The sequence below is a fragment of the Acinetobacter marinus genome (genome assembly GCF_900096915.1).
GTDB classification, from domain to species: domain Bacteria; phylum Pseudomonadota; class Gammaproteobacteria; order Pseudomonadales; family Moraxellaceae; genus Acinetobacter; species Acinetobacter marinus.
The window spans coordinates 82,127-107,030 of sequence record NZ_FMYK01000003.1; the positions used below are offsets into that span (position 1 = coordinate 82,127).

Consider the following 24,904-nt stretch of genomic DNA (forward strand, 5'->3'; position numbering starts at 1 on the left):
CTTACCAATGAATAATATGATCAAATTGATTGATAAACGCTTGATCAAGTGTGATGGTTTGCAGGGGATATGAGCAATCTTTGAGGAGTGGATGATTGCGATCTTGATCTAAAACGTATAGGTGCTCAATATCATAAAACTCAAAACTTTCCACCATCTTGCTGGCAGGTTTGAGGAAATGCTTAAGCTGCGGATTTGGCGTGGCAGCATTGTGCAAAAGGCTGAGTCCAGCATCACGAAACAGCACATGGATATTGATGTCAAAGCTGGCAAACAGCATCAGTGCCGACAGGCTTTCATTGACCGTGATTGCCGATTGGTCGCTTTTGGAGAGAATAATCAATACGGTGCGCATAGAACGATTCATCGATGGGTTATCTTTTAGCATTAAAGTTTAAAATTGCAGGACATGATCGGCATTTTTTAGCGCTTCAGCCAATGTGCCTAAGCCCGTTAAGCAGTATTTTTCAGCCAGATTATCATGTGCGAGATGGTGGCGTTTGGCATTTTCTGTATCGCTGACTCCACGGCTGAGTGCGGCACTGACGCAGACATTGAGCGGGATGTCGAGGCTTTGCCATGCTTGGGTCAGATTCAGCTCATCTTCTGCATGCCACAACTGTGCATTGGCAATGCTTACCGCATCTTGATAAAAGAAGACCTCAAAAGCGTGTTGCTTACTTTTCATTGCACAAGCAAGCTGAAAAGCATGATAGGCTAATCGTGTCGTTGGCGCTGCGGTGATTAAAATTAAAGTATGCATCGTAGCGGTGCTCAGTTCTGGTACATAGAAAAGGTACATAGATATGGTACAAAGATGATGCTATGGACGTGTAATCACGATATAACTCAAATGAATTAAACTTAATTTTTGCTCTAAACCAAATCGAGGAAGACACATGATATTAATCACGGGTGGGTTGGGATACTTAGGTAGCCACATCGCATTGTACTTGATGTCCAAAGGACACGAAGTGGTGCTGGTGGACAATCTATCACATGCTTCTATGCAAAGTTTGGAACGACTGGAGTATATCACAAAACTGTATATTCCATTTATGCGCCTTGATGTGCGTAATACGCCAGCGTTGCAAAAAGTCTTTGAGCAATATCCGATTGATTATGTGGTGCATTGTGCTGGCTTTAAGAGTTTGTCTGAGTCTGTGCATAAACCCCTTGAATATTATAATAATAATCTGAGTTGTATGATGAGCGTGCTACGTGCGATGCAGCGTAGTGGTGTGCGTCGGTTGGTGAATTTATCTTCGCTGACTGTTTACGGCGCATCGGGTAAAGACTGGAAAGAGCAGGATGACTTTCATTATCAACATCAGATTCCGTATGTGCGGGCACAACAAAATATTGAGCACATTCTGCAAGATACCTTTCAAGTGGATGATTATTGGCAGATTCTCAACTTAAGACTCGGTAATATCATCGGTGCGTATCATGATGGACAACTTGGTGAATGGACACAGCACATGCCGAAGTCGGTGATTCAATCTCTGTTACAAGTTGCGGCGGGACAACGTGAAAGTTTTGAGCTTTTTAATCAACATTTAGACAGTGAAGATGGAACGGCAGAGCGCAGTTATTTGCATGTCTTAGATATGCTTGATGCGCTGTATAAATTGATGCTGTGGTCGAATGATCAGCAAAATTTCTTAGCGAGTTTTAATCTCTGTCATCCCGAGCTGAGGAGTCTAAATCGTTTAATCGAAACCGTTGAAGACGTGACCAGTGCAGTGATTTCGATACAGGAAAGTACCGAACGTGTGCAGGAGTTTGCCCAGTTAAATGGTGATCTTGAAAAATTGAACAATACTATTACATGGAAAGCGGAACGCAGTTTGACGCAGATGGTCGAAGATCAGTGGCGATATTATCAAGCCAGTTTGAATGGGATGTGATGTGATGCATTCGGTTTGGTAGATCATGGAAATTTAAAGTGCAAAATTTTTAAAATCCTGCCATCATAGCCGACGTCGCCAGCCTAACATGTGTACATGTTGCCAGCCATACCATTCATCTATAGTCGAGAGCTTTAATCCTGCTACAGCGCTAACCTTGCTTGAAGTCAAATTTGTACATTTTCACTCGGTTGCCTTGTATCAGAAATAAATTTCTTCGACTATAAAATCAAAGTTTTCACGATCGAAATCGTGCGAGCAACAGAGAGGAACGTATGTCTACTACACGTATTGAACATGACACCATGGGCGATGTCGCCGTACCTAGCGATGCCATGTGGGGCGCACAAACACAGCGTAGCCTGCAAAATTTTAAAATTGGTCAAGAACGACTGCCACGAGCGATGATCCGTGCCATGGGCTTGGTGAAAAAGTCTGCGGCATTGACCAACGCCTCTTTAGATCAAATTCCTCAAGACATCTGTGATGCCATCGTTGGTGCAGCCGATGAAGTCATTGTCGGACAGTGGGATAGCCAGTTTCCTTTGGTGGTGTGGCAAACAGGTTCAGGCACGCAAAGCAACATGAACTGCAATGAAGTCATTGCCAATGTTGCCAATCAAAAACTCGGTCAGCCACTCGGCGCACAAAAGCCCGTACATCCCAATGATCATGTTAATCGTGCGCAATCCACCAACGATTCATTTCCAACTGCGATCCATGTGGCCGCAGCGATTCAGATCAATGAACTGCTGATTCCTGCACTCACCAATTTAAAAAATACTTTGGCTGCAAAATCTGCTGAATTTGAATCGATTGTGAAGATTGGTCGTACCCATTTGCAAGATGCAACACCACTGACTTTAGGGCAAGAATTTAGCGGTTATGTCAGTCAGCTTGAGCATGGTTTGGCACGTTTGGATTATGCCTTACAGGGTTTATACGAATTGCCACTTGGCGGAACAGCCGTTGGTACGGGACTCAATGCCCATCCTGAATATGCAGGAAAATCAGCAAAAAAACTGGCAGAACTGACTCAACTTCCTTTCGTGACTGCACCGAATAAATTTGAAGCCTTAGCAGGGCGTGATGCCGCAGTCTTTGCCTCAGGCGCACTGAAAACCATCGCAGCAAGCCTCAATAAAATCGCCAATGATGTGCGCTGGCTTGCCAGTGGTCCTCGTTGTGGTTTGGGTGAACTGCGCATTCCTGAAAATGAACCTGGTTCAAGCATCATGCCAGGCAAGGTCAATCCAACCCAAAGTGAAGCCATGACTATGGTGGTGGCGCAAGTGATGGGTAATGATACGACGATTAATATTGCAGGCGCTTCGGGCAATTTTGAGTTAAATGTGTTTATGCCTGTGATTGCCTATAACTTGTTGCAATCGATTCAATTGCTTGGCGATGCGGCGAATAGTTTTAATGACAACTGTGCCGTCGGGATCGAAGCCAATGAAGAAAAAATTGATCATTTCTTGCATAACTCATTGATGTTAGTCACGGCATTGAATCCTGTGATTGGCTATGAAAATGCTGCTAAAGTCGCCAAAACGGCGTATAAAGAAAATAAATCATTGAAACAAGTTGCAGTCGAACTTGGTTTGGTGACAGCAGCGCAATTTGATGAAGTGGTGCAACCCGCACAAATGGTGCATCCAAATCTGTAATGCTTTGCTGAGATAAAAAGTAAGCATTGGGTGGAGAAACTGCTCAATGCTTTTGTCTTATCATTAAAATTCGCTGCTTTCTACAAAATCACTTCAAATTAAAAAACTGCGCAACCCAGCGATTTTCCGTTAGAATAAGCGCATTTGAGGCTGCGCCGATTGAGGATTTTAATATGCACATTGCTGCACAACACCAACCAAGTCAGATTCAGCTCAATCAAGATGGCAATCTTAAGCATTTTCTGACCATCGAAGGGCTGAGCAAAAGCAATCTCACGCAAATTCTTGATACTGCCCAAAGTTTTTTTGATGACAATAATAATCTGATCACCACGCCGTTATTAGAAGGGCGCACGGTGATGAATCTATTTTTTGAAAACTCAACCCGTACCCGTACGACTTTTGAGGCGGCAGCCAAACGTCTTTCTGCAAATGTCTTGAATATTGATATCGCCCGCTCAAGTACCAGTAAAGGCGAAACTTTACGAGATACCTTGTGGAATCTTGAGGCGATGGCGGCGGATATTTTTGTGGTGCGTCATTCGGCTTCAGGTGCAGCGCATTTTATTGCCGAAACCGTCTGCCCGAATGTGGCAATTATCAATGCGGGTGATGGACGCCATGCGCATCCAACCCAAGCCATGCTCGATATGCTGACCATTCGCCGTGAATCGAATAAACCATTTTCCGAGCTGAGCGTGGCGATTATCGGGGATATTAAACATTCTCGTGTGGCACGATCAAATATTGCTGCCCTACAAACTTTGGGTTGTAGCGATATTCGGGTGATTGGTCCTCGCACTTTGCTCCCTGTGGCATTTGATGATTATTCGCAAGATGTGCGTTTATTTACCGATATGGATGCAGGTGTGAAAGACTGCGATGTGATCATTGCGCTGCGGATCCAAAATGAACGGATTGATTCGCCTGCACTTTCTTCTCAACAAGAGTTCTATAAGTTGTATGGCTTAAATGAAGAGCGTCTGGCTTTGGCTAAACCGAATGCGATCGTGATGCATCCAGGGCCAATGAATCGTGGTGTGGAAATCGCTTCGAGTATTGCAGATGGTGCGCAGTCGGTGATTTTAAAACAGGTCACCAATGGCATTGCGGTGCGTATGGCGGTGCTTGCTTTAAGTATGCAAGGACAATTGCAACATCAAGGCTTTGCTGACACATTGAGTCTGTAAATCTGAAATGAAATTTGAAAATATTCTGCAAAATTAAAGTGAGACTATTGTGAGCGAAGTCCAAGCAAACCCAAGTAAAGTAAGTCAAAACCACACAAGCCAAATTGTAAAAATTGAAAATGTTCGTGTAATAAACCCATTTACTGAAACTGATCAAGTGCAAACGGTATATTTAGATCAAGGGCGTTTAGTCGATGGAAAGGCAGTTGATCAAAGTCAAATCACGCAAATCGACGGCAAAGGGCATTGGCTGATGCCAACCATGTTGGATCTTTGCGCTCGACTTCGTGAACCAGGTCAGCAACAACACGGTACGCTCAAATCCGAAGGGCTTGCTGCACGTAAAAATGGTATTTTGCATATCGTGACCCCGCCTGATAGCAAGCCGATTGTCCAAGATAATGGCGCATTGCTCGCAGGACTACGTGAAAAAGCACTGAAAGATGGTGGCATTTATCTCCACATTATCGGCGCACAAACCCAAGGCTTAAATGGTCAGCAACCTGCAAATATGGCAGGACTTCGCAAAGGCGGTTGTATCGCAGTATCCAATGCCAATGCTGCTTTTGCCAATGATGATGTGGTGATTCGTACCATGGAGTACGCTGCAGGACTCGGCTTAAAAGTCGTGTTCTACGCCGAAGAACCTGAAATTGCTAAAGATGGCTGTGTGCATGAAGGTTTTATCGCATCTCGACAAGGTTTACCAATGATTCCACCAATCGCTGAAACAGTCGCTATTTCAAAATATCTGCACATGATCGAAGCGACAGGTGTCGAAGCACATTTTGGTTTATTGTCTTGTGGTGAGTCGGTACAACTGATTGCCAATGCCAAAGCCAAAGGTTTACCTGTGACAGCGGATGTGGCGATGCATCAGTTGCATTTAACCGATGCAATTATTGATGGATTTAATTCACTTGCCCATGTTCGTCCACCATTGCGCTCTGAACAAGATCGTCAAGCGCTCCGTGAAGGTGTGCGTTCGGGTGTGATTGATGCGATCTGCACGCATCATGAGCCACTGAGTAGCTCGGCAAAAATGGCACCATTTGCTGAAACAGAATCGGGCTTTAGCGCATTTGATAGTTTTGTGTCGCTCGGTGTACAACTCGTCGATGAAGGTTTATTAACGCCGTTACAATGGGTACAAAGCGTAACCATCAATGCTGCACAAGTGTTTCATCTCACAGAAACATGGCAAGCGCAATCGGGTTGGGTATTGGTCAATCCAGAACAAACGTGGGCGATGGATGCCAAAGCGATGTCGTCACAAGGCAAAAATACGCCACTCATCAATGCACAGCTCAAAGGCAAAGTGATGGATTGCTTCATCCAAACCGTTTAATTCAAACATAAGCTGTTTGAAATCTAGGCAATTATATGGTGTGAATGTAGATGGTACTTTACCTGCATTGCATAATTGCCTATGATGTGTTTCCTCTTTATGCGCTCATAGCTCAACTGGATAGAGTACAGGTCTCCGAAGCCTGTGGCGTGGGTTCGAGTCCCGCTGAGCGCACCATAATAATTTTCAATAAAATTTATTTTAAATGTGTTCGATGTTTTGATATTTAGCTGGGAGTCCAATGCAACTAGCATAACAAGCAATTGCAAATCGCAAGATGCCTTCCAGTTTGTGCAACTTTAATTGATGATCTTTATTCAAACATTCAAAATTTAAGATATTCATCCATTTCACAATTATTGCGCTATAATTTTGAACCATATTTAGTTAAGCCTTTTATAGTTCATCCCATGAGCAAACACGACACCTCACTTTCAAAATCGCAACTCGACCTACTCAAACAATTTAAAAAGCAAATTCATAGTGATAGTGACCGCACAGACAGTCACGCCCAAACAAAAAGTAATGCAGAAAAAAGCAAAGCACAAAAAAATAATAGCGTAGATACACAGACTATAGAGGACGAATCACAACTCTTCTCCAAAGCCATGCAAGGCGTAGAAAAGATTAAAGATCATAATCTTGCACAGCCTGAAAATACCACGAAACAAAAGAAAGTCGATGCGCAAACCTTGGCAAAGCGTATGGCAGCAGAGGGCAGTGAGATCGCAGAAGGTGAGGCGCTCTCCGATATGCAGGCTTTGCTTAACCCTGTGGCGAATCAAGCCTTTCTCAGCTATCGCATTGCCACTTTGCAACATCGTGTATTTGAGGATTTAAAAGCAGGGAAGATGCGTTGGTTTGAAGCGGTGGACTTGCATGGTTGTACCATCGAGCAAGCGCGTAGTGCTGTGCTTGAGTTACTGCATATTGCCAAAGAAAATAACCAAAATGTAGTAAAAATCGTGCATGGCAAAGGCAAAGATGGCGTACTGAAAACCTGCGTCAATGGTTGGCTTCGTCAACATCGAGAAGTGTTGGCATTTGTCAGTGCACCAGAGAATCAAGGTGGTACGGGCGCTGTTTTGGTGCTGTTAAAACGTGCTGAGAAAAATCCGAAATATGATGCGCAGAATTAACTGAACTTGCATTTTTATAGCGCAGAGATATTCGACCATAGAAAAAATCAACAATAGCACAATGACGAATCCGATAAATTCAGCACGAATATAGTGCTTCGGACTGAATTATGCCGAGGTTTCTGCTACAATGCGCACCTTATTTGATGAACCTAGTGTAAGCCCATGAGTATGCAACAATACTACGCAAAAATTTTAACGGAAATTGGTGAAGATTTGGCACGTCCAGGGCTTCAAGATACGCCAATACGTGCGGCAAAAGCATTCTCATTTTTAACCTCAGGTTATCAACAAAAGCTCGAAGATGTTATCAATAAAGCGGTATTTCCTGCGGATAACCGTGAGATGGTTTTAGTCAAAAATATCGAATTTTATTCACTGTGTGAGCATCACTTATTGCCATTTTATGGGCGTGTGCACATTGCCTATTTACCTGAAGGTCAGGTGTTGGGTTTATCGAAATTTGCTCGTATTACCGAGATGTTTGCTCGACGTTTACAGATTCAGGAAAATCTCACCAAGCAAATCGCCGAAGCTGTTCAAGAAGCAACAGGTGCACGTGGTGTGGCGGTGATGATTGATTCGGCGCATATGTGCATGGTGATGCGTGGTGTGGGTAAACAACATTCAACTACCCGTACTGTTTCGTATCTGGGTGAGATGAAAGACAATCAACAAGCGCGTCAAGAATTCTTAAGTGCCGTGCCAGAAGTGTTTTAATGGTGCACAGGCGTAGTTTGAATGATGAATTTAACGGCAGAATTTTTAAATTCTGCCTTTTTTTATACTTAAAATAGAGTAACTTAAGCAATAGCTCAAAATACAATTGAGCTGTGGCATATTTCATGCTACATCTTGGGTGAAACGCAGCTCAGTTGAGCTGAAATGATCATTGCGGGAGAGTGTAATCAGCATGATTTATTAAAAATATTGCTGAAAAATGCACGCCGAAGGAGCAACAGCCTCGGAAACTCTCAGGCAAAAGGACCGTGATGATGATTCACAATCTGGAGAGAAGCAGTTTAAACATGTCGAGAACGTGTTTAGCCAAGCTCACCGAAGGGGATGGTTGAGTTTATTTTTCTAAAGTATGTTGATGTGATGTTTATTTAGAAAAGTAAAACCAATCGAAACTCTCAGGTACCGATGACAGATGAGGTCTATGCATCCGCATAATCAAGCAATAGGTACGAGAGCACTATGTCAAAAATTTGTATTATCGGTGCGGGCATTACAGGGGTGACCTCTGCGTATGCACTGGCGAAACTCGGTCATCAAGTGACCGTCATCGAACGTCATTTAAAACCTGCAATGGAAACCTCATTTGCCAACGGTGGACAACTTTCTGCATGTAACTCGGAGGTTTGGAATCAAATTTCAACCATTCGTAAAGGCATGAAATGGATGGGCAAATCGGATGCACCATTGTTGCTCAATCCATCATTTTCTATGCACAAATACAGTTGGTTGTACCAATTTGTATCACATATCAAAGACTATGAAGCCAATACCATCGAAACCGTCAAGTTGGCGCTCGATGCACGTTATCGCCTATTCGATGTGGCAGAACAAGAAGGTATCGACTTTGATTTGGTGAAAAAAGGTATTCTGCATTTTTTCCATAATGATGCTGATTTTCAAAAAGCGCAAAAGGTCAATGAACTCCTTTGCAAAGGTGGCTTGGTGCGTCATGCAGTGAGTCCAGCAGAAATGAAAAGTATTGAGCCTGCACTAAAAGGCGACTATGTCGGCGGTTTTTATACGCCTGATGATGCCACTGGAGATATTCATAAATTTACCAACGGCTTAGCAAAAGTGTCAGAAAAATATGGGGTTGAATATCTATTCGGCACTGATGTGACAGATATTCAATTACACGGCAACAGTCTTCAAGATGGCGGTGTGACGTTGATGATCAAGCCAAGTGATGACGCCTTTGAGCAATTTGAAGCACATCCTATCGAAGCAGATGCCGTGTTGATTTGTGGCGGTGTGAATAGCTATCAACTGGCAGAAAAACTTGGCGATCGGGTCAACATCTATCCTGTCAAAGGCTATTCGATCACGGTCAATCTTGAGGCAGAACCTCATCCAGAAAATGCACCGTGGGTGAGCCTGCTCGACGAAAGCGCAAAAATCGTAGCCAGCCGTTTAGGCGATAACCGCTTCCGTGTCGCAGGAACTGCGGAATTTAATGGCTATAATCGTGATATACGGGCAGATCGAGTATTTCCACTATTACAGTGGACTCGACAAAACTTTTATCTTGATGCGTGCAGTAGTGTGCCGTGGAGTGGGCTGCGTCCGATGACACCAAATCTGATGCCACGGGTCGAGCAAGGCAAACATCCTCGTGTATTTTATAATACAGGGCATGGTCATCTCGGTTGGACGCTTTCAATGGCAACCGCAGAACTGATCAGTCAATCGATGCATCAAAAGTTGGATGCTTAAAAGACGGGTTGCATTGAATCGCATCGTATTATGTGAAAATGCACTATTTTAATGCATAAACAATATCAAAAGTGTGTCAGGTATTAATTTGGTGCGCTTTTGTGGGTCAAAAATGAATTATTTATGCAGATGTTTCTAAATAGTGCATTTTTAAAATTGCTTAGTATAATAAAACGGATTTCAATACTCTAAAATTGCTTGAGTTCTAAGAATATCAATGTTTTAGATAAGGGAATAAAAGTTGGTATGGGAATTGCTATACTAGACCCAAGTAATAAACTGCCAACTGGACAAGCACCGAACAGGTGCGAACAAATTCAACTGGAGCGTAATGCACATGTCTAATAAAGTACTTGAGTTAATCAAAGAAAGTGGCGCGAAGTGGGTAGACTTCCGTTTTACAGATACCAAAGGTAAAGAGCAACACGTGACTTACCCAGCAGACACCATCGACGAAGATTCTTTCGAAGACGGTAAAATGTTCGATGGTTCGTCAATCGCAGGTTGGAAAGGTATCGAAGCGTCTGACATGATTTTACGTCCTGATGCAGAAACTGCATTCCTTGATCCATTCTTCGCAGAAGCAACCGTAGTTGTGACCTGTGACGTGATCGAGCCATCAACTGGTCAAGGTTATGAGCGTGATCCACGTTCTATCGCACGTCGTGCAGAAGAATATTTGAAATCAACTGGTATCGGTGATACAGCATTCTTTGGTCCAGAACCAGAATTCTTCGTATTTGATGACGTGAAATGGGACATCGATATGTCTGGCGCACGTCACACCATCTCTGCTGAAGAAGCAGCTTGGTCTACTGGTAAAGAATACGATGCAGGTAACTCAGGTCACCGTCCACGTGTTAAAGGTGGTTACTTCCCAGTGCCACCAGTAGATTCAGGTCAAGATATGCGTGCAGAAATGTGTGCGAAAATCGAAGACATCATGGGTCCAGGTCGTGTCGAAGTACATCACCACGAAGTTGCATCATGCCAAATGGAAATCGGTGTGAGCTTCAACACTATGGTTCGTAAAGCGGACGAAGTACAACAGTTTAAATATGCAGTACATAACGTTGCGCACCAATTTGCAAAAACTGCGACTTTCATGCCGAAGCCACTTGTAGGGGATAATGGTTCTGGTATGCACGTTCACATGTCGATCTCTAAAGATGGCAAGAACTTGTTTGCTGGTGACGAATACGCAGGTCTTTCAGAAATGGCGTTGTTTTTCATCGGTGGTGTGATCAAACATGCACGTTCATTGAATGCGATCACTAACCCATCAACCAACTCGTATAAGCGTTTGGTACCACACTTCGAAGCACCGATTATGTTGGCTTACTCAGCACGTAACCGTTCTGCATCGATCCGTATTCCTTACGTTTCTAGCCCGAAAGGTAAGCGTATTGAAGCACGTTTCCCTGATCCAATGATGAATCCGTACTTAGGTTTTGCGGCATTGTTGATGGCGGGTATCGACGGTATTCAAAACAAAATCCATCCAGGTGAAGCTGCTGACAAAAACTTGTATGATCTTCCTCCTGAAGAAGAAGCGAAAATCCCTACAGTTGCGCATAGCCTAGATATGGCACTTGAAGCACTTCAAGCAGATCACGAATACTTGCTCAAAGGCGGTGTATTCACCAAAGAAATGCTTGATGCATATATCGAATTGAAAACTGAAGATGTACGTCGTTTGAACACCACGACTCATCCAGTTGAGTTTGATATGTACTACAGCTTGTAATACAGCTTTATGTAATACGTCTACTGTATTTACAATCCAAGAAAGCTCGCCATGTGCGGGCTTTTTTTATGGCAAAACAAAATTATCCATAGACAAGATTAAATTGTGTGCGATTTATTTGGATAAACGCTTTATAATTATCTCTGAAATGATGCACTTTTAAATAAACATGGCGTGGTATTTTTGTGAATGAATTACTTAAACTCGATAATCAGTTGTGCTTTGCCTTGTATTCGGCAAATCTGGCATTGAATCAACACTATAGAGAACTGCTCGCACCGCTGAATATTACTTACCCGCAATATTTGGTGATGTTGGTGTTATGGGAAAAAGATCAGCTTACGGTTTCCGAGATTGGTAAAAAACTTTTTTTAGAATCTTCCACATTGACACCATTGCTCAAGCGACTTGAAGCGCAGCACCTTTTAGAGCGTCGTCGCTCAAGTCAAGATGAACGACAGGTACTGATTCATCTCACCGAGCAGGGCAAAGCATTACAACAACAGGCTGAAAATATTCCCGAAGCAGTGCTGTGTGCAACAGAGTGTGATCTTGAACAGATCATTGAGCTGAAACAATCGTTAAATGACTTGAGAACACAGCTTAATCAAAAATAAGCGAAACAATAAACAACAATTTAGCAATTCATAAGGCGCTACATTAGGGTCTGTTGACATTTCAACCATGCATTGCGTTATCAGCTAAAACCACAGAAACGAGGCATGAAACGAAGGGAATGGTCACTCCCTTGCCAAGTTTCATAACGAAGTTTATGGCAGTTTTAGCGATAACCCTTCGGGACTAGGATGTTTTTTGACGCTACGTCGTTAGGAACGAGTTATTTAGAATGACTAAACTTCCTCATTCCTGCCTAGTATCGCCTAAAAAACATCCGTAGTCGCAAGCATCTGTGAAATGTCAACAGACCCTATTTAACACTCAAGTGAAATTTCATGCTTGAAATATTAAATATATCGTGTACGATATATTTGTTGGCGATATTAATTTTAAGGAGTTATTCTCATGGCTTTAGAAAATGTAGTCTATACCGCAAAAGCAACTGCAACAGGTGGTCGTGATGGTCGTGTACGTTCTGACGATGGTGCACTGGATGCACAGCTAGGTGTGCCAAAAGAGATGGGTGGTGCTGGTGGTGTAGTCACCAATCCAGAGCAACTATTTGCTGCGGGTTATTCGGCATGTTTCTTGGGTGCGATGAAGTTCGTCGCAGGGCGTGACAAGATTTCACTTCCAAAAGATGCCTATATTGATGGTGAGGTTGGTATCGGTCCAATCCCAAATGGTTTTGGCATTGAGGCGACATTGAATGTTCATCTGGAAGGTATGGATCAAGCCGAAGCGCAAAAACTGGTCGATGCAGCACATATCGTTTGCCCATACTCAAATGCAACACGCGGCAATATTGATGTGACCTTAAATGTGATTGTTTAAGTTCGAGCTTGTGCTTATTCAACGCACTTAAATATGCAGTGAAAATCCCCGAATCAGGGGATTTTTTATGGATTTGCAGTTTTCCAATCACCGAAAATTGTCGATATTTCGGCACTTAACATTTTATACAGAGTTCAAAGGTCTGGCAGGCTAGCGTTTGCAATTGTGTTGGTTATAATGTGACGTTCCACTTTTTTGAAGAATTGATCAAGGGCGTATTGATGGATGTAAAGCAAGCGATTGAACACTTAGATTCGCATACGCCGATGATGCAACAATTCCTACAAGTCAAAGCACAATATCCCAAGGCGTTATTGTTTTATCGTATGGGCGATTTTTATGAATTGTTCTTCGATGATGCCCAGCGAGCGGTGAAAATTTTAGGGATTACCCTCACGCATCGTGGTAAGTCCAATGGCGAGCCGATCCCGATGGCAGGTGTGCCATATCATGCCGCTGAAGGCTATCTTGCACGCTTGATCAAAACAGGGGAAACAGTAGCAATCTGTGAACAAGTGGGTGAGGTTACAGGTAAAGGACCTGTAGAGCGTCAAGTGGTTCGTGTATTAACACCAGGGACATTGACCGATGATGCGTTGTTGGCAAGTAGTCAAAATAATCATCTGGTTTCGATTGCAATCAAACAAGGTCAAATTGGTATTGCGGTTTTAGACTTAAGTGCTGGCTTATTCCGAGTACAACAACAAGCCTTACAGCCTGATCAAATGATCTTGGAAATGGCACGCATTGCGCCAAATGAAGTGATTGTCGATGAGTCGATGGTCGATCGAGAGCTATTTGCCCAGATCGAAGCACAATTGGATTGTCCAACTACACTGCGTCCAAATGTTGATTTTAATATTAAAAATGCTTATCAAACTTTATGCGATCAATTCGGGGTGAAGTCCTTAGCTGGCTTTGGCTTAGATCAGTTGGAGCTTGCCCAAGCGGCGGCGGCGGCGCTGATTCATTATGCACGTGAAACGCAGAAAACGGCGTTACCGCACATCACCAGTATCAAAGTGGAGCAATCCGATCAATTTATTGCGCTTGATCCGATTACACGGCGCAATCTCGAAATTATCGAGCCATTATTTGAGCATGGCACATCGCTATTTGATTTGGTCAATCAATGTAAAACCGCAATGGGTTCACGACTGCTTGCACGACATCTCACACAGCCGATTCGTGATAGTGCAGTGTTGAATGAACGACTCAATGCGGTACAAACCATCAAAGATGGCTTTCATGAAGAGCCACTGCGTTTGGTATTGCGAGAGATTGGCGATATTGAACGAGTCCTGTCACGCATTGGCTTAGGTACTGCTCGACCTCGGGATATTGTGCAATTGCGTCAAGCCTGTGGTCAGTTGCCATTTTTACAACATGCGTTAAAAGCAACTTTGCAAAATGGTGATATTGCACTGACTCGTATTGCAAGAGAACTCGGTCAATTTCAGCATATTTATGATCGGCTCAATCAAGCGATTGTCGAATTGCCGCCTGTATTACTGCGTGAAGGTGGCGTGATTGCTGAAGGCTTTGATGATGAATTGGATGAATTGCGTCAGATTCGTGATCATGCAGGGCAATTCCTGATTGATTTGGAAGTAAAAGAGCGTGAGGCTTCAGGTATTGCCAACTTAAAAATCGGTTATAACCGAGTCAGTGGCTACTATATCGAACTGTCTCGTGCGCAAGCGGCGCAAGCACCAGCACATTTCATCCGTCGTCAGACCTTAAAAAATGCCGAACGCTACATCACGCCAGAGCTCAAATCTTTTGAAGATAAAGTGCTCTCCAGTGAAGCTCGTGCGCTGAACCGTGAAAAGCAACTCTATGAATTGCTTCTGCAAGAGCTTCGTGACGAAATTGTGCCACTACAAACCATGAGTCGAGCCATTGCGGAACTAGATGTCTATGCCAACTGGGCGACCCAAGCTCGCATGCACCATTGGCAACGCCCTGAATTTCAGCTTGAAACAGGCATACATATTCAAGGTGGTCGTCATCCTGTGGTGGAAGCCTTAATCAAAACGCCATATACCGCCAACGATACCCACCTTGATGCACAGCATCGTTTGGCGATCATCACTGGTCCGAATATGGGCGGGAAATCGACCTATATGCGTCAGACCGCATTGATTATGTTACTTGCGCATTGTGGGAGTTTCGTCCCTGCGGATGTGGCGAAGATGAGTAGTATTGATCGGATTTTTACTCGGATTGGCTCGGCGGATGATTTGTCCTCAGGCAAGTCCACTTTCATGGTGGAGATGACCGAAACAGCGCAAATCCTGCATCATGCCACCAGTCAGTCGTTGGTGCTGATGGACGAGGTTGGGCGTGGTACAAGTACCTACGATGGCTTGTCTTTGGCGTGGGCGTGCGTGCTTGATCTCGCCAAACGCATTAAATGCCTGTGTATGTTTGCCACGCATTATTTTGAATTGACTGAGCTTGGTGCGGAGTCTGCGATAGATAACTATCATGTGGTGGCCAAAGAGATCAAAGGACAATTGATTTTATTACACAAAGTCCAGCATGGGCCGGCCAGTAAAAGTCATGGTTTGCAAGTGGCAAAGCTCGCAGGCATTCCACAAAATGTGGTTAAATCTGCGCAGAAAAAACTCTCTGAACTTGAAGTACATCAAGCACAGGCGATACCGCAACAAGTACAAAGCGACCTTTTCGCCGAGCCTCAGCTTGTCGAATCACAACCTGAAGAAAATCAGTTTGATGATTCAGAAAGTTTTACAGTCGATCAAGCGTTGTTGGAGAAATATCAAGAGATTGAACAGCAATTATTAAACTTACAATTGGATGATCTCACGCCACGACAAGCCTTGGATATGCTCTATCAACTCAAACAACAGATGAAATAAGCGACAAAGGGTATGCTGGTTTATATCAAAAAACATTAAGCTGGATTAAACTAAACTTATGAATGCGGTTTAAGGACAGGCTGATTTAATCTGTGCGATGTTTATCAGATGCATTGTAAGATCAGCCTCACGCTCACCGATTTGAGCGGAATAATTTGTTATGGATCAAAAGAATAGTTACAGGGTATCACTCGCAACATTAGCGTATGTCGGGTCGTTTGGATTATTTTTCTTTAGTTTAAATTTGATCAGTGCCTTTTATGCAGGGCAGTATGCACCTGTACTGTGCTTGGCTTTTTTTGATTTGATTGCTGTATTTTTTCTGCTGTGTTCAGGCACATATTTCGTAGATGAGCATGTTATTGAACAGCATTGCTTCATCGGAAAATATCAAATTCATTGGCAAGACATTGATCGCATCGAGCTGGGCGGACAGGGCAGTTATGTGTTTTATGCAGGCGCACAGCGTTTTATTTTATTGCCGAGCATTTATTGGTCAGGTAAAGATAAAAATGCCTTTGAACAATTCATCAATCAGAAAATTCAAGCGAGTCACTTAACTGTCGAATCCAGTTTAATTGCAGACCTGATGTGGCATAAAAATACACGAATCTAGTGCTAAACACGTAATTTGAAGAACAATTTCCATTGAATCTCAGGCGAGTTATCAATAGTTACGCTGTATAAAAAACTTCAACATTCAAACCAATAAAAATTCGCTAAAGTCATTTGTAATGGAAACGATCTATATTAAAAGCGGAATGCATAAAACTGGAAAAGCTGGAGAAAGAAAAATGATCATGCTCACTTTTGAAAAAATCATCAATGCAGATCTAACCACAGTATGGCAAAAACTCTGGGGCGAAGATACTTATCCAAAGTGGACGAGTGCATTCAGTGCTGATTCTCGGATGCAGTCGGATTGGCAGGTGAACGGTCGGACACTCTTTTTAGACGGCAGTCAAAACGGCATGATTTCAACGATTAGCGAGATGAATGAACCGAATGTCCTTGTATTTACCCATCTTGGTTTTATGGAAAATGGGGTAGAGGATTTTGACAGTCCACAAGTCCTAAAAATGAAAGGTGCACAGGAAAAGTACTTTTTAAGTGAAAATACGCAAGGGCAAACCATTGTCAAAGTCGAATTGGATACTGATGCGGAATGGGAAGACATGATGCGTAATGGCTTTACCAAAGGTTTAGACATTTTAAAAGCATTGTCAGAAAGTGCGTAAATATTATTTATTCGGCAGTTAAAATCTTCTGAAATTTCTGCTATTTAAAACAAAGCCTGCATTGAGCAGGCTTTGTTTTAGATTAAGTCGATTCTAGATCAAGGCTTAAAGCCCTGCAGCATCTTTGAGTAATTCTGCTTTATCAGTTTGCTCCCATGTAAATGCAGTGCTACTGCCTTCACGACCAAAGTGACCATAAGTTGCTGTTTGCTTATACATCGGTTGCAACAAGTTCAACATACGTGTAATACCGAACGGACGTAGGTCAAAATGCTCACGCACCAATTCAATGATGGTTTCTTCAGGGATTTTTGCTGTGTTAAACGTATTGATCGAGATCGACGTTGGCTCAGCCACACCGATGGCATAGCTCACTTGGATTTCACATTTATCCGCAAGTCCCGCAGCCACGATATTTTTCGCCACATAACGACCTGCATAGGCTGCCGAGCGGTCAACTTTAGATGGATCTTTACCAGAGAATGCACCACCACCATGACGCGCCATACCGCCGTAGGTATCAACAATAATTTTACGACCAGTCAAACCGCAGTCGCCAACTGGACCGCCGATCACAAAAATCCCTGTTGGATTGATGTGGAATTTCGTGCCTGCATGGAACATTTCCGCAGGAATTACAGGTTTGATGATTTCTTCAATGATTGCTTCTTTCAAATCCGCTTGAGAAATTTCAGGATCGTGTTGGGTCGAAAGTACCACCGCATCAAGGCGAACTGGTTTGCCATTTTCATAGGCAAAAGTGACTTGGCTTTTCGCATCAGGGCGTAGCCACGGCAAGCCATTATTGCTACGACGTAGCTCAGCTTGGCGCTCCATTAAGCGGTGCGCATAAGAGATTGGCGCAGGCATGAGCACATCAGTTTCACGGCTGGCATATCCAAACATCAAGCCTTGGTCGCCAGCACCTTGATCTTCAGGTTTTTGGCGATCTACACCTTGAGCAATCTCTGGCGATTGCTTGCCGATCATATTGATCACGGCACAGGTCGAACCATCAAAGCCTAAGTCAGAATGATGATAGCCGATGCCATTCACTGTGTTACGGACAATATTTTCCACATCGATATTTGCCGTGGTGGTGATTTCCCCTGCAAGTACCACCGCACCAGTTTTAACCAAAGTTTCGCATGCGACACGTGCATAAATGTCTTGTTCTAAAATGGCATCAAGAATCGCATCACTGATCTGATCAGCCATTTTGTCTGGGTGACCTTCACTCACGGATTCTGATGTAAATACAGCGTACTCGCGCATGGATATTCCAATCTTGAATTTTAAAAATGGCGATATATTACATCATATTGCACCAAGATGGCAGGTTAGCACAGGGGCAATTCAATCAATACTTTTGATAATGAATATTTAAGCGATTGAAATAAAATAATAATTCATCTGTCAGAAGATGTAGAAAAAGTTCGCATAAATTCAGATAAGTATTTTACATTTTGGACAAGTGTAGAAAAAAATCAAAAACTGGCTGATCAGTTCACACTTTGTCGTCAGATGTGATCTCAAAGGCGCCTCGGAAGTGGCATAATTAAAAAAATTAGCCATGATGCGAACAAGAACAGTTCGTATTGATTCAAATTTCATTCGCAAGGATAAGCACATGTTAAAGCACGATGCCGATTTAGAACTCTTCCGTGACAATTTTCGCCGTTTTATGCAAGAGCACATTGCACCGCATTATGAAACTTGGGAAAAAGAAGGCTTGATGCCTCGCCAAGTCTGGAATCTGCTCGGTGAAAATGGCTATCTCTGTGTCGATCTGCCAGAGGAATATGGCGGTTATGGCGTACCGACACACTATTCTTTGATGTTGGTGGAAGAATCTGCCCGTGCAGGCTATGGTGCATTATCGACGGCGATTTCGTGTCACTCGGAGATTGCCGCACCGTATATTTTGCACATTGCCAATGATGAGCAAAAGCAATATTGGCTCCCAAGAATGGTGACAGGTGAGGTGGTCGGTGCGATTGGTATGACTGAGCCTGGTGCAGGTTCGGATTTGCAGTCGATTCGTAGCAATGCGATTTTGCAAGATGATCATTATTTATTAAATGGTTCAAAGACGTTTATTTCTAATGGTCAACATGCAGATTTAGTTGTGCTTGCGGTGAAAACTGATCCCACTGCAAAGGCAAAAGGTGTTTCACTGATGCTGGTGGATACGCATTTAGACGGCTTTAAAAAAGGCACCAACTTAGACAAAATCGGCTTACATTCTCAAGATACCTCTGAGCTGTTCTTTGATAATGTCAAAGTGCCGAAAAATCAATTGCTCGGTCAAGCAGGGCACGGCTTTATTTATTTGATGCAAGAGCTTCCTCGTGAACGTACAGCGATTGCAGCGACGGCATTAGGTGCGATTCGTGGTGCGATTGATGTCACGGTAAAATACGTCCAAGAACGTCAAGCCTTTGGTCAGTCGATTGCCAAATTTCAAAATACTCGTTTTGTCATTGCCCAAGCCAAGATTGATGAGCAAGCTGTGGCAGCATTTTATGAGCGCTGTCTAGAGGAGTACATGGACGGTGTGATGACGGTGCAAACTGCTGCCGCAATCAAAGCATTCTCCTCTGATATGCAGATGAAAGTCGCGGATAATTTGCTACAACTGTTTGGTGGTTACGGCTATATGACTGAATATCCGATTTCACGCTTCTTTGTAGATGCACGGATTCAGCGGATTTATGGTGGTACCAATGAGATCATGAAAGAGATTGTGGCACGAGATGTGTTGGGGCGTTGATTGAACGGCTGAAATAGCATATTGAATGATTGAAAATGCCCACATTTGTGGGCATTTTCATATCTTGCTTTGGAATAGATATTTAAAAAATCAAAGAACGATGCGCCATCAGGTGATGCATGCGCACTTTAATTTTTAATCTGATACTTTTGCTTGAGTGAGCGATTGATAAAAGCCGTATCGTAAATATTTTTTTCTAAATCAGGTTTGGCAGTACTGCATTTGACTTCCAGCGTGACTTTAGGGAAATGTACTTCATAGAGATCACCACCTGTGCTATCAGTTTTGGTCGTGGTTTTTATGGTATCTCCGATGGTTTGCGTATCGGTCGTCGTGGTGAGTGTCTCAGGTCGAGACCAAAGGCGAGTGGTCACATCTTGGTCGGATTTCGCCACTTCAAAACTCGGGCAATTTCTCGCTAGCATCAAATCCGATGCACGCAATAGCGCTAAATCAGCAGTGCGCTCAAGTGATGTTTCCACATTGCCTCGAAAAATCACCTTAAAATAATTCGGTGATAATTCGATTTCCTCATAACCATCTCCAGTAATATTTCCGATGGGTTTGTACTTTGTCGGTGTGGTACAACCGAAAAGCACAGCAGAAATCGCACATAGCATCAATATTTTTTTCATTTTCTAATCCTTTGATCCGATTATTTCTATCTAAAATGTGACGCACTATACGATTTAAGCATACCTGATTTGTTGGTGGTTTATCTAGTGATTTTCTTTGATGATTTCAGTTTGAGTGATGAGCGCTTAGATGATTGAATATTAGATGATTGGAGCTGGAATGATTTGAACCAATATGATGAGAATTTGATTGAATAATCATGATTCCCATCAACTTGGATTCGCACTTAAAAAATCAAAGAACGATGTGCCGACACACCAGCAAGATTGCCATCTGCCACAGAAAGTGGCACTGAACCACCAAATCGAATCACATCACCACTGGCAAACACGCCATCCATCGAGGTTTGTTTCATTGCATCGGTTTTAATCCATTCACCGACGCCATTACTTTCGATCTCTACACCAAGCGCCTTGATCCAATCTTGCAAAATGCGTGTGGCGCTACTGACGAAGATGCCGTCAAATTGTTGTGAAGCGCTACTTTGCAAATTAATCGTCGCATGCTCACTAATTTCTGCTATTTCATCATCAATAATCGGAATATTTTTTGACGCAAGTTGCTTACGCTCTTCATCGGTCAGGTTTTTCCCATTGCTCAGAAACGTGACTTGTCCCCAGTCTGGTAGCATCATTGCTTGATGAGTTGAAAATTCTGAGCTATTGATCACCGCAATCTGACCTTGATTCAACTCATATCCATGACAATAGGGGCAATGAAAAATAGATTGTCCCCAGCGTTCACGTAGCCCTTGAATCTCCGGCAATTGATCTGTCACACCTGTAGCAATAATAATCCGCTTGGCAGTGATGGCATGGATTTTATCTATACAGACGTGAAATAGATCATTCGATTTAGCAACATCAAGCACCTGACCTGTTTCAAACTGCACGGTTGAGTAACGTGAAATTTGTTCACGAGCAATCTCAGCAATCTCGCTCGCCAATGTACCATCTTGGGTTAAAAAACCATGAGAATGCGACGCAAAACGATTGCGCCGTTGACCGTGATCAATCACGACAACACTGCGCCGAGCACGTGCTAAAGGTAAAGCTGCGGACAAACCTGCATAACTTCCACCAATGATTGCCACATCATATTGCATGAGAAATTCCTTAATAAGTAACATATGAAGTTACGTTATCAATAAATTTTGATAATTGCAACTTTTAATGTTACATTAATTCAAATCATCATACATTTTGTAGAAATCCCTTGAGAATCGACAGTAAACTCTCTCGCATGTTGCACGTACTTTTACACATGGCGAGTGATCGAAAATCTTATACCTCAGAACAGCTTGCACAGATGCTTTCGACCAATCCAGTGGTAGTACGCCGTACTATGTCTGGGCTACGTGATGCAGGTTTTGTCACATCGGAAAAAGGGCGAAATGGCGGATGGTGTTTGATTGAGCACTTTGAACAGCTGACATTGATGGATATTTATCAAGCAGTGGGTGAGCCGAATATTTTTGCGATTGGTAATCAAAATAGCCATCCAGACTGCTTGGTCGAAAAAGCGGTCAATCAAGTCTTGGATGATGCGGTGGTTGAAGCACAACGGATTTTATTTGAGCGTTTTCGGCAGACTACACTTGGCGATTTATCAAAGTTGTTTAATGCCGAGGCGAATAAAGTTCATTCTCAGTAATCCACCGTACAGATTTCATTGTGCATAATTCACTTCGATCGTGGCATGTACGATTTCTTCATGAATCGACAAAGCATGTTTGATACTTTCAGGCGTTATCGCATGATTTTCTGTATTTACAGCGAGAATGCAGGAAAATTTTTCTCGACCAACTTGCCATACGTGCAAATCTGCCAGTTCAACATCTAAATCCTGCATCATTTCTTTAATTTCAACGACGACAGGCTCATCCATTTCAGCTTCAAGGAGAATTTTTCCTGTTTGACGAATCAGTCCTAAAGCCCATTTTGACACTAAAATTGCACCAACAATTCCCAAAACTGCATCTAAAAAATCCCACTGCAAATATTTTCCAGCGAATAAAGCGATGATTGCCAGTACAGATGTCAGTGCATCTGCGATGACATGTAAAAATGCAGCGCGTTGATTCAGATCATGGCTATGGTGAGTATGCGTTGCTTCATGTTCATCGTGTGAATGTTCGTGATGAGAATGATCATGGTCATGATGATGGTGGCTATGATGCGAATGTCCGTGATGTACGTGTCCATGATGTGCATGATCATCATGCAGTAACCATGCACAAACGACATTCACGATTAAACCTAAAATCGCAATGCTGATCGCTTCGTTATAATGAATTTGCACAGGATGAAATAAGCGTTCTATCGAGCTAATACACATAATCAAAGCAACGACCATGAGTAAGATCGCACTGCTATATCCTGCGAGAATTTCGATTTTCCATGTCCCAAAGCAAAAGCGTGGGTCATTGGCATAATGACGTGCCGCACGATAGGCAAGATAAGCCAAGCCAAGTGCCAACATATGCGAACTCATATGCCAGCCATCAGCAAGTAGTGCCATGGAGTTGAAAATCCATCCACCAGCAATTTCTGCAACCATCATAACGCCAGTAAAAATGGTCGCAATCAGAATTTTTTTCTGAGCAAGCGGATTGCCTTGATCAAACTGATGGGTGTGGTTGGCATGGAGATGATTTGAGGTGGATGAAGACATGATTGCTACTTTTTAAAAATATGTTAAAATACTCCCCTATAGTATTTTGGATTTGATGAAGAATTGCAATGGGTCACTTATCAAATAATCGAAAAGTCCTGAATCGGATTAGTCGTCTACAAGGACAAGTCAATGCGACCTATAAAGCGGTATCAGAAGGGCAAACGGCTTGTATTGATGTGTTACAACAAGTAGCTGCAATTCGTGGTGCGGTGCATGGTTTGATGAATGAATTATTAGAAGCGCATTTGGTGGAACATATTTTGCCTCAGCAATATGATGAAGCGCAGTTGCAAGAGTTTTTAGATTTAATCAAAAAGTATAAATAGTGATTTGAATTAAAAAAGCAGGAAAATCAATTTCCTGCCTTTAGATTTTGTTTGCAATAAGTATGAAAAATGCTCTTAGCTATTTTTCTCACGTGCAATGGCACGGTAGCCAATATCACTACGATATTGCATGCCTGTGAAAGTCACTTGACCACACACTTCTAAAGCATTGATCTGCGCTTCAAGGACACTTTCGCCAAGAGCAGTCACGCACAGCACACGACCACCTGCCGTGATCACATGACCATCTTCAGTCAGTGCTGTGCCTGCATGGAAGATTTTGGTGTCTTCTGGAGATTGCCCCAGACCTGAGATGACATCGCCTTTACGCACGCTTTCAGGATAGCCTTCGGCAGCTAAAACCACACCGATTGACTTACGTTCATCCCACTTCGCTTCGCTAGGTAGATTGCCTGCAATACCTGCTTCGACCAAATCAACCAGTGAAGATTGTAAGCGCATCATGATCGGCTGGGTTTCAGGATCACCAAAACGACAGTTAAATTCGATCACACGTGGCTGACCTTCCGCATCAATCATCAAACCTGCATAGAGGAATCCAGTGTAGTTATGACCATCTTTTTTCATGCCATCTACAGTTGGACGCATGACTTGATCCATAGCACGTTGGAACACTTCATCAGTCACCACAGGCGCAGGGGAGTAAGCGCCCATACCACCAGTGTTCGGACCTTGATCACCTTCAAAGATACGTTTGTGATCTTGCGAAGTTGCCATTGGCAAGATGTTGTTGCCGTCGATCATGCAGATAAACGAGGCTTCTTCACCCTCTAAGAATTGCTCAATCACGACACGGCTACCTGCATCGCCAAATTTATTGCCTGCAAGCATGTCATCAATCGCTGCAAAGGCTTCGTCATTCGTCATGGCAACGATCACGCCTTTACCCGCAGCAAGTCCATCGGCTTTGATGACGATCGGTGCGCCATGTTGTTCGACATAGGCTTTGGCAGGAGCAACTTCAGTAAAGACTTCATAAAAAGCCGTTGGAATGTTGTGCTTTTTCAGGAAATCTTTGGCAAATGCTTTAGAGCCTTCGAGCTGTGCAGCGTATTGGGTTGGTCCCCAAATTTTTAAGCCTGCAAGTCGAGCAGCATCGACCACGCCGTTGACTAGCGGTGCTTCTGGCCCAACGATGATGAGGTCGATTTGGTTATTTTTAGCAAATTCGACGATGGCAACATTGTCCAAGATGTCGAGTTGTACATTTTGACATTTGTCTTCATTGGCGGTGCCTGCATTACCCGGTGCAACAAATACCGTGCTGACTTTGGCATCTTGGGCAATTTTCCAAGACAAGGCATGCTCACGACCACCACTACCCAAAACTAAAATATTCATCAATTATTTTCCCTTTTCATCTCGCAATGAAATCGAATTTATCAAAATGCTGTGATGCAAAAATTTCATCAAAAATTATGAATGAAAAAATCCCGATG

The 24,904-nt window shown here is 43.1% G+C and carries 23 protein-coding genes, 1 tRNA gene and 1 riboswitch; of the genes, 17 read left to right on the forward strand and 7 right to left on the reverse strand.

Features of this window, described 5'->3' with window-relative positions; genetic code table 11:
- Position 1 precedes the first annotated feature (1 nt).
- On the reverse strand, positions 2 to 367 hold the full coding sequence (locus tag BLQ60_RS06400; RefSeq protein WP_143005190.1) for a hypothetical protein: 366 nt from the start codon (positions 365 to 367) through the stop codon (positions 2 to 4).
- Between the two features lie 27 nt (positions 368 to 394).
- Positions 395 to 763, reverse strand: coding sequence for a sulfurtransferase complex subunit TusD (gene tusD / locus BLQ60_RS06405; RefSeq protein ID WP_092617732.1), 369 nt, complete (start codon positions 761 to 763; stop codon positions 395 to 397).
- A gap of 136 nt (positions 764 to 899) precedes the next feature.
- On the opposite strand from tusD, the gene BLQ60_RS06410 reads away from it, so the two are divergent.
- The 14 genes from BLQ60_RS06410 (at position 900) to BLQ60_RS06480 (ending at position 17,033) form a co-directional block, all read left to right on the forward strand.
- Positions 900 to 1,910, forward strand: coding sequence for an SDR family NAD(P)-dependent oxidoreductase (locus BLQ60_RS06410; protein ID WP_092617735.1), 1,011 nt, complete (start codon positions 900 to 902; stop codon positions 1,908 to 1,910).
- Positions 1,911 to 2,185: 275 nt separating this feature from the next.
- Positions 2,186 to 3,580, forward strand: coding sequence for a class II fumarate hydratase (gene fumC / locus BLQ60_RS06415; RefSeq protein ID WP_092617737.1), 1,395 nt, complete (start codon positions 2,186 to 2,188; stop codon positions 3,578 to 3,580).
- A gap of 173 nt (positions 3,581 to 3,753) precedes the next feature.
- Complete coding sequence (locus BLQ60_RS06420) at positions 3,754 to 4,770, forward strand: aspartate carbamoyltransferase catalytic subunit (RefSeq protein ID WP_092617740.1); 1,017 nt, start codon at positions 3,754 to 3,756, stop codon at positions 4,768 to 4,770.
- Between the two features lie 103 nt (positions 4,771 to 4,873).
- Entirely contained in the window at positions 4,874 to 6,118 is a 1,245-nt protein-coding gene (locus BLQ60_RS06425; protein WP_092618663.1) for a dihydroorotase, read from the forward strand.
- 101 nt (positions 6,119 to 6,219) lie between these two features.
- Positions 6,220 to 6,295, forward strand: a tRNA-Arg gene (locus tag BLQ60_RS06430).
- A 233-nt stretch (positions 6,296 to 6,528) separates the two neighbouring features.
- Complete coding sequence (locus BLQ60_RS06440; protein WP_092617746.1) at positions 6,529 to 7,257, forward strand: Smr/MutS family protein; 729 nt, start codon at positions 6,529 to 6,531, stop codon at positions 7,255 to 7,257.
- Positions 7,258 to 7,428: 171 nt separating this feature from the next.
- Positions 7,429 to 7,977, forward strand: coding sequence for a GTP cyclohydrolase I FolE (gene folE, locus BLQ60_RS06445; RefSeq protein ID WP_171259083.1), 549 nt, complete (start codon positions 7,429 to 7,431; stop codon positions 7,975 to 7,977).
- 165 nt (positions 7,978 to 8,142) lie between these two features.
- A riboswitch (glycine riboswitch) is annotated at positions 8,143 to 8,257 on the forward strand.
- Positions 8,258 to 8,457: 200 nt separating this feature from the next.
- Entirely contained in the window at positions 8,458 to 9,711 is a 1,254-nt protein-coding gene (locus BLQ60_RS06450) for a D-amino acid dehydrogenase (RefSeq protein WP_092617752.1), read from the forward strand.
- 331 nt (positions 9,712 to 10,042) lie between these two features.
- Positions 10,043 to 11,458: a type I glutamate--ammonia ligase gene (glnA, locus tag BLQ60_RS06455; RefSeq protein WP_171259065.1), complete on the forward strand. Its 1,416-nt coding sequence runs from the start codon at positions 10,043 to 10,045 to the stop codon at positions 11,456 to 11,458.
- A gap of 185 nt (positions 11,459 to 11,643) precedes the next feature.
- Positions 11,644 to 12,075 carry a MarR family winged helix-turn-helix transcriptional regulator gene (locus BLQ60_RS06460; RefSeq protein WP_244515975.1) on the forward strand — a complete coding sequence of 144 codons (432 nt, stop codon included), beginning with the start codon at positions 11,644 to 11,646 and terminating at the stop codon, positions 12,073 to 12,075.
- A 406-nt stretch (positions 12,076 to 12,481) separates the two neighbouring features.
- Complete coding sequence (locus tag BLQ60_RS06465; protein ID WP_092617761.1) at positions 12,482 to 12,910, forward strand: organic hydroperoxide resistance protein; 429 nt, start codon at positions 12,482 to 12,484, stop codon at positions 12,908 to 12,910.
- A 221-nt stretch (positions 12,911 to 13,131) separates the two neighbouring features.
- A complete protein-coding gene (mutS, locus tag BLQ60_RS06470) occupies positions 13,132 to 15,795 on the forward strand; it encodes a DNA mismatch repair protein MutS (protein ID WP_092617764.1) in 2,664 nt (887 codons plus the stop codon).
- A 160-nt stretch (positions 15,796 to 15,955) separates the two neighbouring features.
- Positions 15,956 to 16,411: a hypothetical protein gene (locus BLQ60_RS06475; RefSeq protein WP_092617767.1), complete on the forward strand. Its 456-nt coding sequence runs from the start codon at positions 15,956 to 15,958 to the stop codon at positions 16,409 to 16,411.
- 184 nt (positions 16,412 to 16,595) lie between these two features.
- A complete protein-coding gene (locus BLQ60_RS06480) occupies positions 16,596 to 17,033 on the forward strand; it encodes an SRPBCC family protein (RefSeq protein ID WP_244515976.1) in 438 nt (145 codons plus the stop codon).
- Between the two features lie 105 nt (positions 17,034 to 17,138).
- Here BLQ60_RS06480 and metK read toward each other — a convergent pair whose 3' ends face one another.
- The gene (gene metK / locus BLQ60_RS06485; RefSeq protein ID WP_092617773.1) at positions 17,139 to 18,308 is read right to left on the reverse strand and encodes a methionine adenosyltransferase; all 1,170 of its coding nucleotides are present in this window, start codon (positions 18,306 to 18,308) and stop codon (positions 17,139 to 17,141) included.
- A 355-nt stretch (positions 18,309 to 18,663) separates the two neighbouring features.
- On the opposite strand from metK, the gene BLQ60_RS06490 reads away from it, so the two are divergent.
- Positions 18,664 to 19,806 carry an acyl-CoA dehydrogenase family protein gene (locus BLQ60_RS06490; RefSeq protein ID WP_092617776.1) on the forward strand — a complete coding sequence of 381 codons (1,143 nt, stop codon included), beginning with the start codon at positions 18,664 to 18,666 and terminating at the stop codon, positions 19,804 to 19,806.
- 128 nt (positions 19,807 to 19,934) lie between these two features.
- Here BLQ60_RS06490 and BLQ60_RS06495 read toward each other — a convergent pair whose 3' ends face one another.
- A complete protein-coding gene (locus tag BLQ60_RS06495; protein ID WP_092617779.1) occupies positions 19,935 to 20,441 on the reverse strand; it encodes a CC0125/CC1285 family lipoprotein in 507 nt (168 codons plus the stop codon).
- A gap of 227 nt (positions 20,442 to 20,668) precedes the next feature.
- A complete protein-coding gene (locus BLQ60_RS06500) occupies positions 20,669 to 21,547 on the reverse strand; it encodes an NAD(P)/FAD-dependent oxidoreductase (RefSeq protein WP_092617782.1) in 879 nt (292 codons plus the stop codon).
- A 110-nt stretch (positions 21,548 to 21,657) separates the two neighbouring features.
- Here BLQ60_RS06500 and BLQ60_RS06505 point away from each other — a divergent pair, with 110 nt between their 5' ends.
- Positions 21,658 to 22,095 carry an Rrf2 family transcriptional regulator gene (locus BLQ60_RS06505; RefSeq protein WP_092617785.1) on the forward strand — a complete coding sequence of 146 codons (438 nt, stop codon included), beginning with the start codon at positions 21,658 to 21,660 and terminating at the stop codon, positions 22,093 to 22,095.
- A gap of 15 nt (positions 22,096 to 22,110) precedes the next feature.
- Here the strand turns inward: BLQ60_RS06505 and dmeF are convergent, their stop codons facing one another.
- Positions 22,111 to 23,115: a CDF family Co(II)/Ni(II) efflux transporter DmeF gene (gene dmeF, locus BLQ60_RS06510; protein WP_092617788.1), complete on the reverse strand. Its 1,005-nt coding sequence runs from the start codon at positions 23,113 to 23,115 to the stop codon at positions 22,111 to 22,113.
- A gap of 68 nt (positions 23,116 to 23,183) precedes the next feature.
- Here dmeF and BLQ60_RS06515 point away from each other — a divergent pair, with 68 nt between their 5' ends.
- The gene (locus BLQ60_RS06515) at positions 23,184 to 23,444 is read left to right on the forward strand and encodes a metal/formaldehyde-sensitive transcriptional repressor (protein WP_092617791.1); all 261 of its coding nucleotides are present in this window, start codon (positions 23,184 to 23,186) and stop codon (positions 23,442 to 23,444) included.
- A gap of 75 nt (positions 23,445 to 23,519) precedes the next feature.
- On the opposite strand, the gene purD is transcribed toward BLQ60_RS06515, so the two are convergent.
- Entirely contained in the window at positions 23,520 to 24,806 is a 1,287-nt protein-coding gene (gene purD, locus BLQ60_RS06520; protein ID WP_092617794.1) for a phosphoribosylamine--glycine ligase, read from the reverse strand.
- Positions 24,807 to 24,904: the final 98 nt, after the last annotated feature.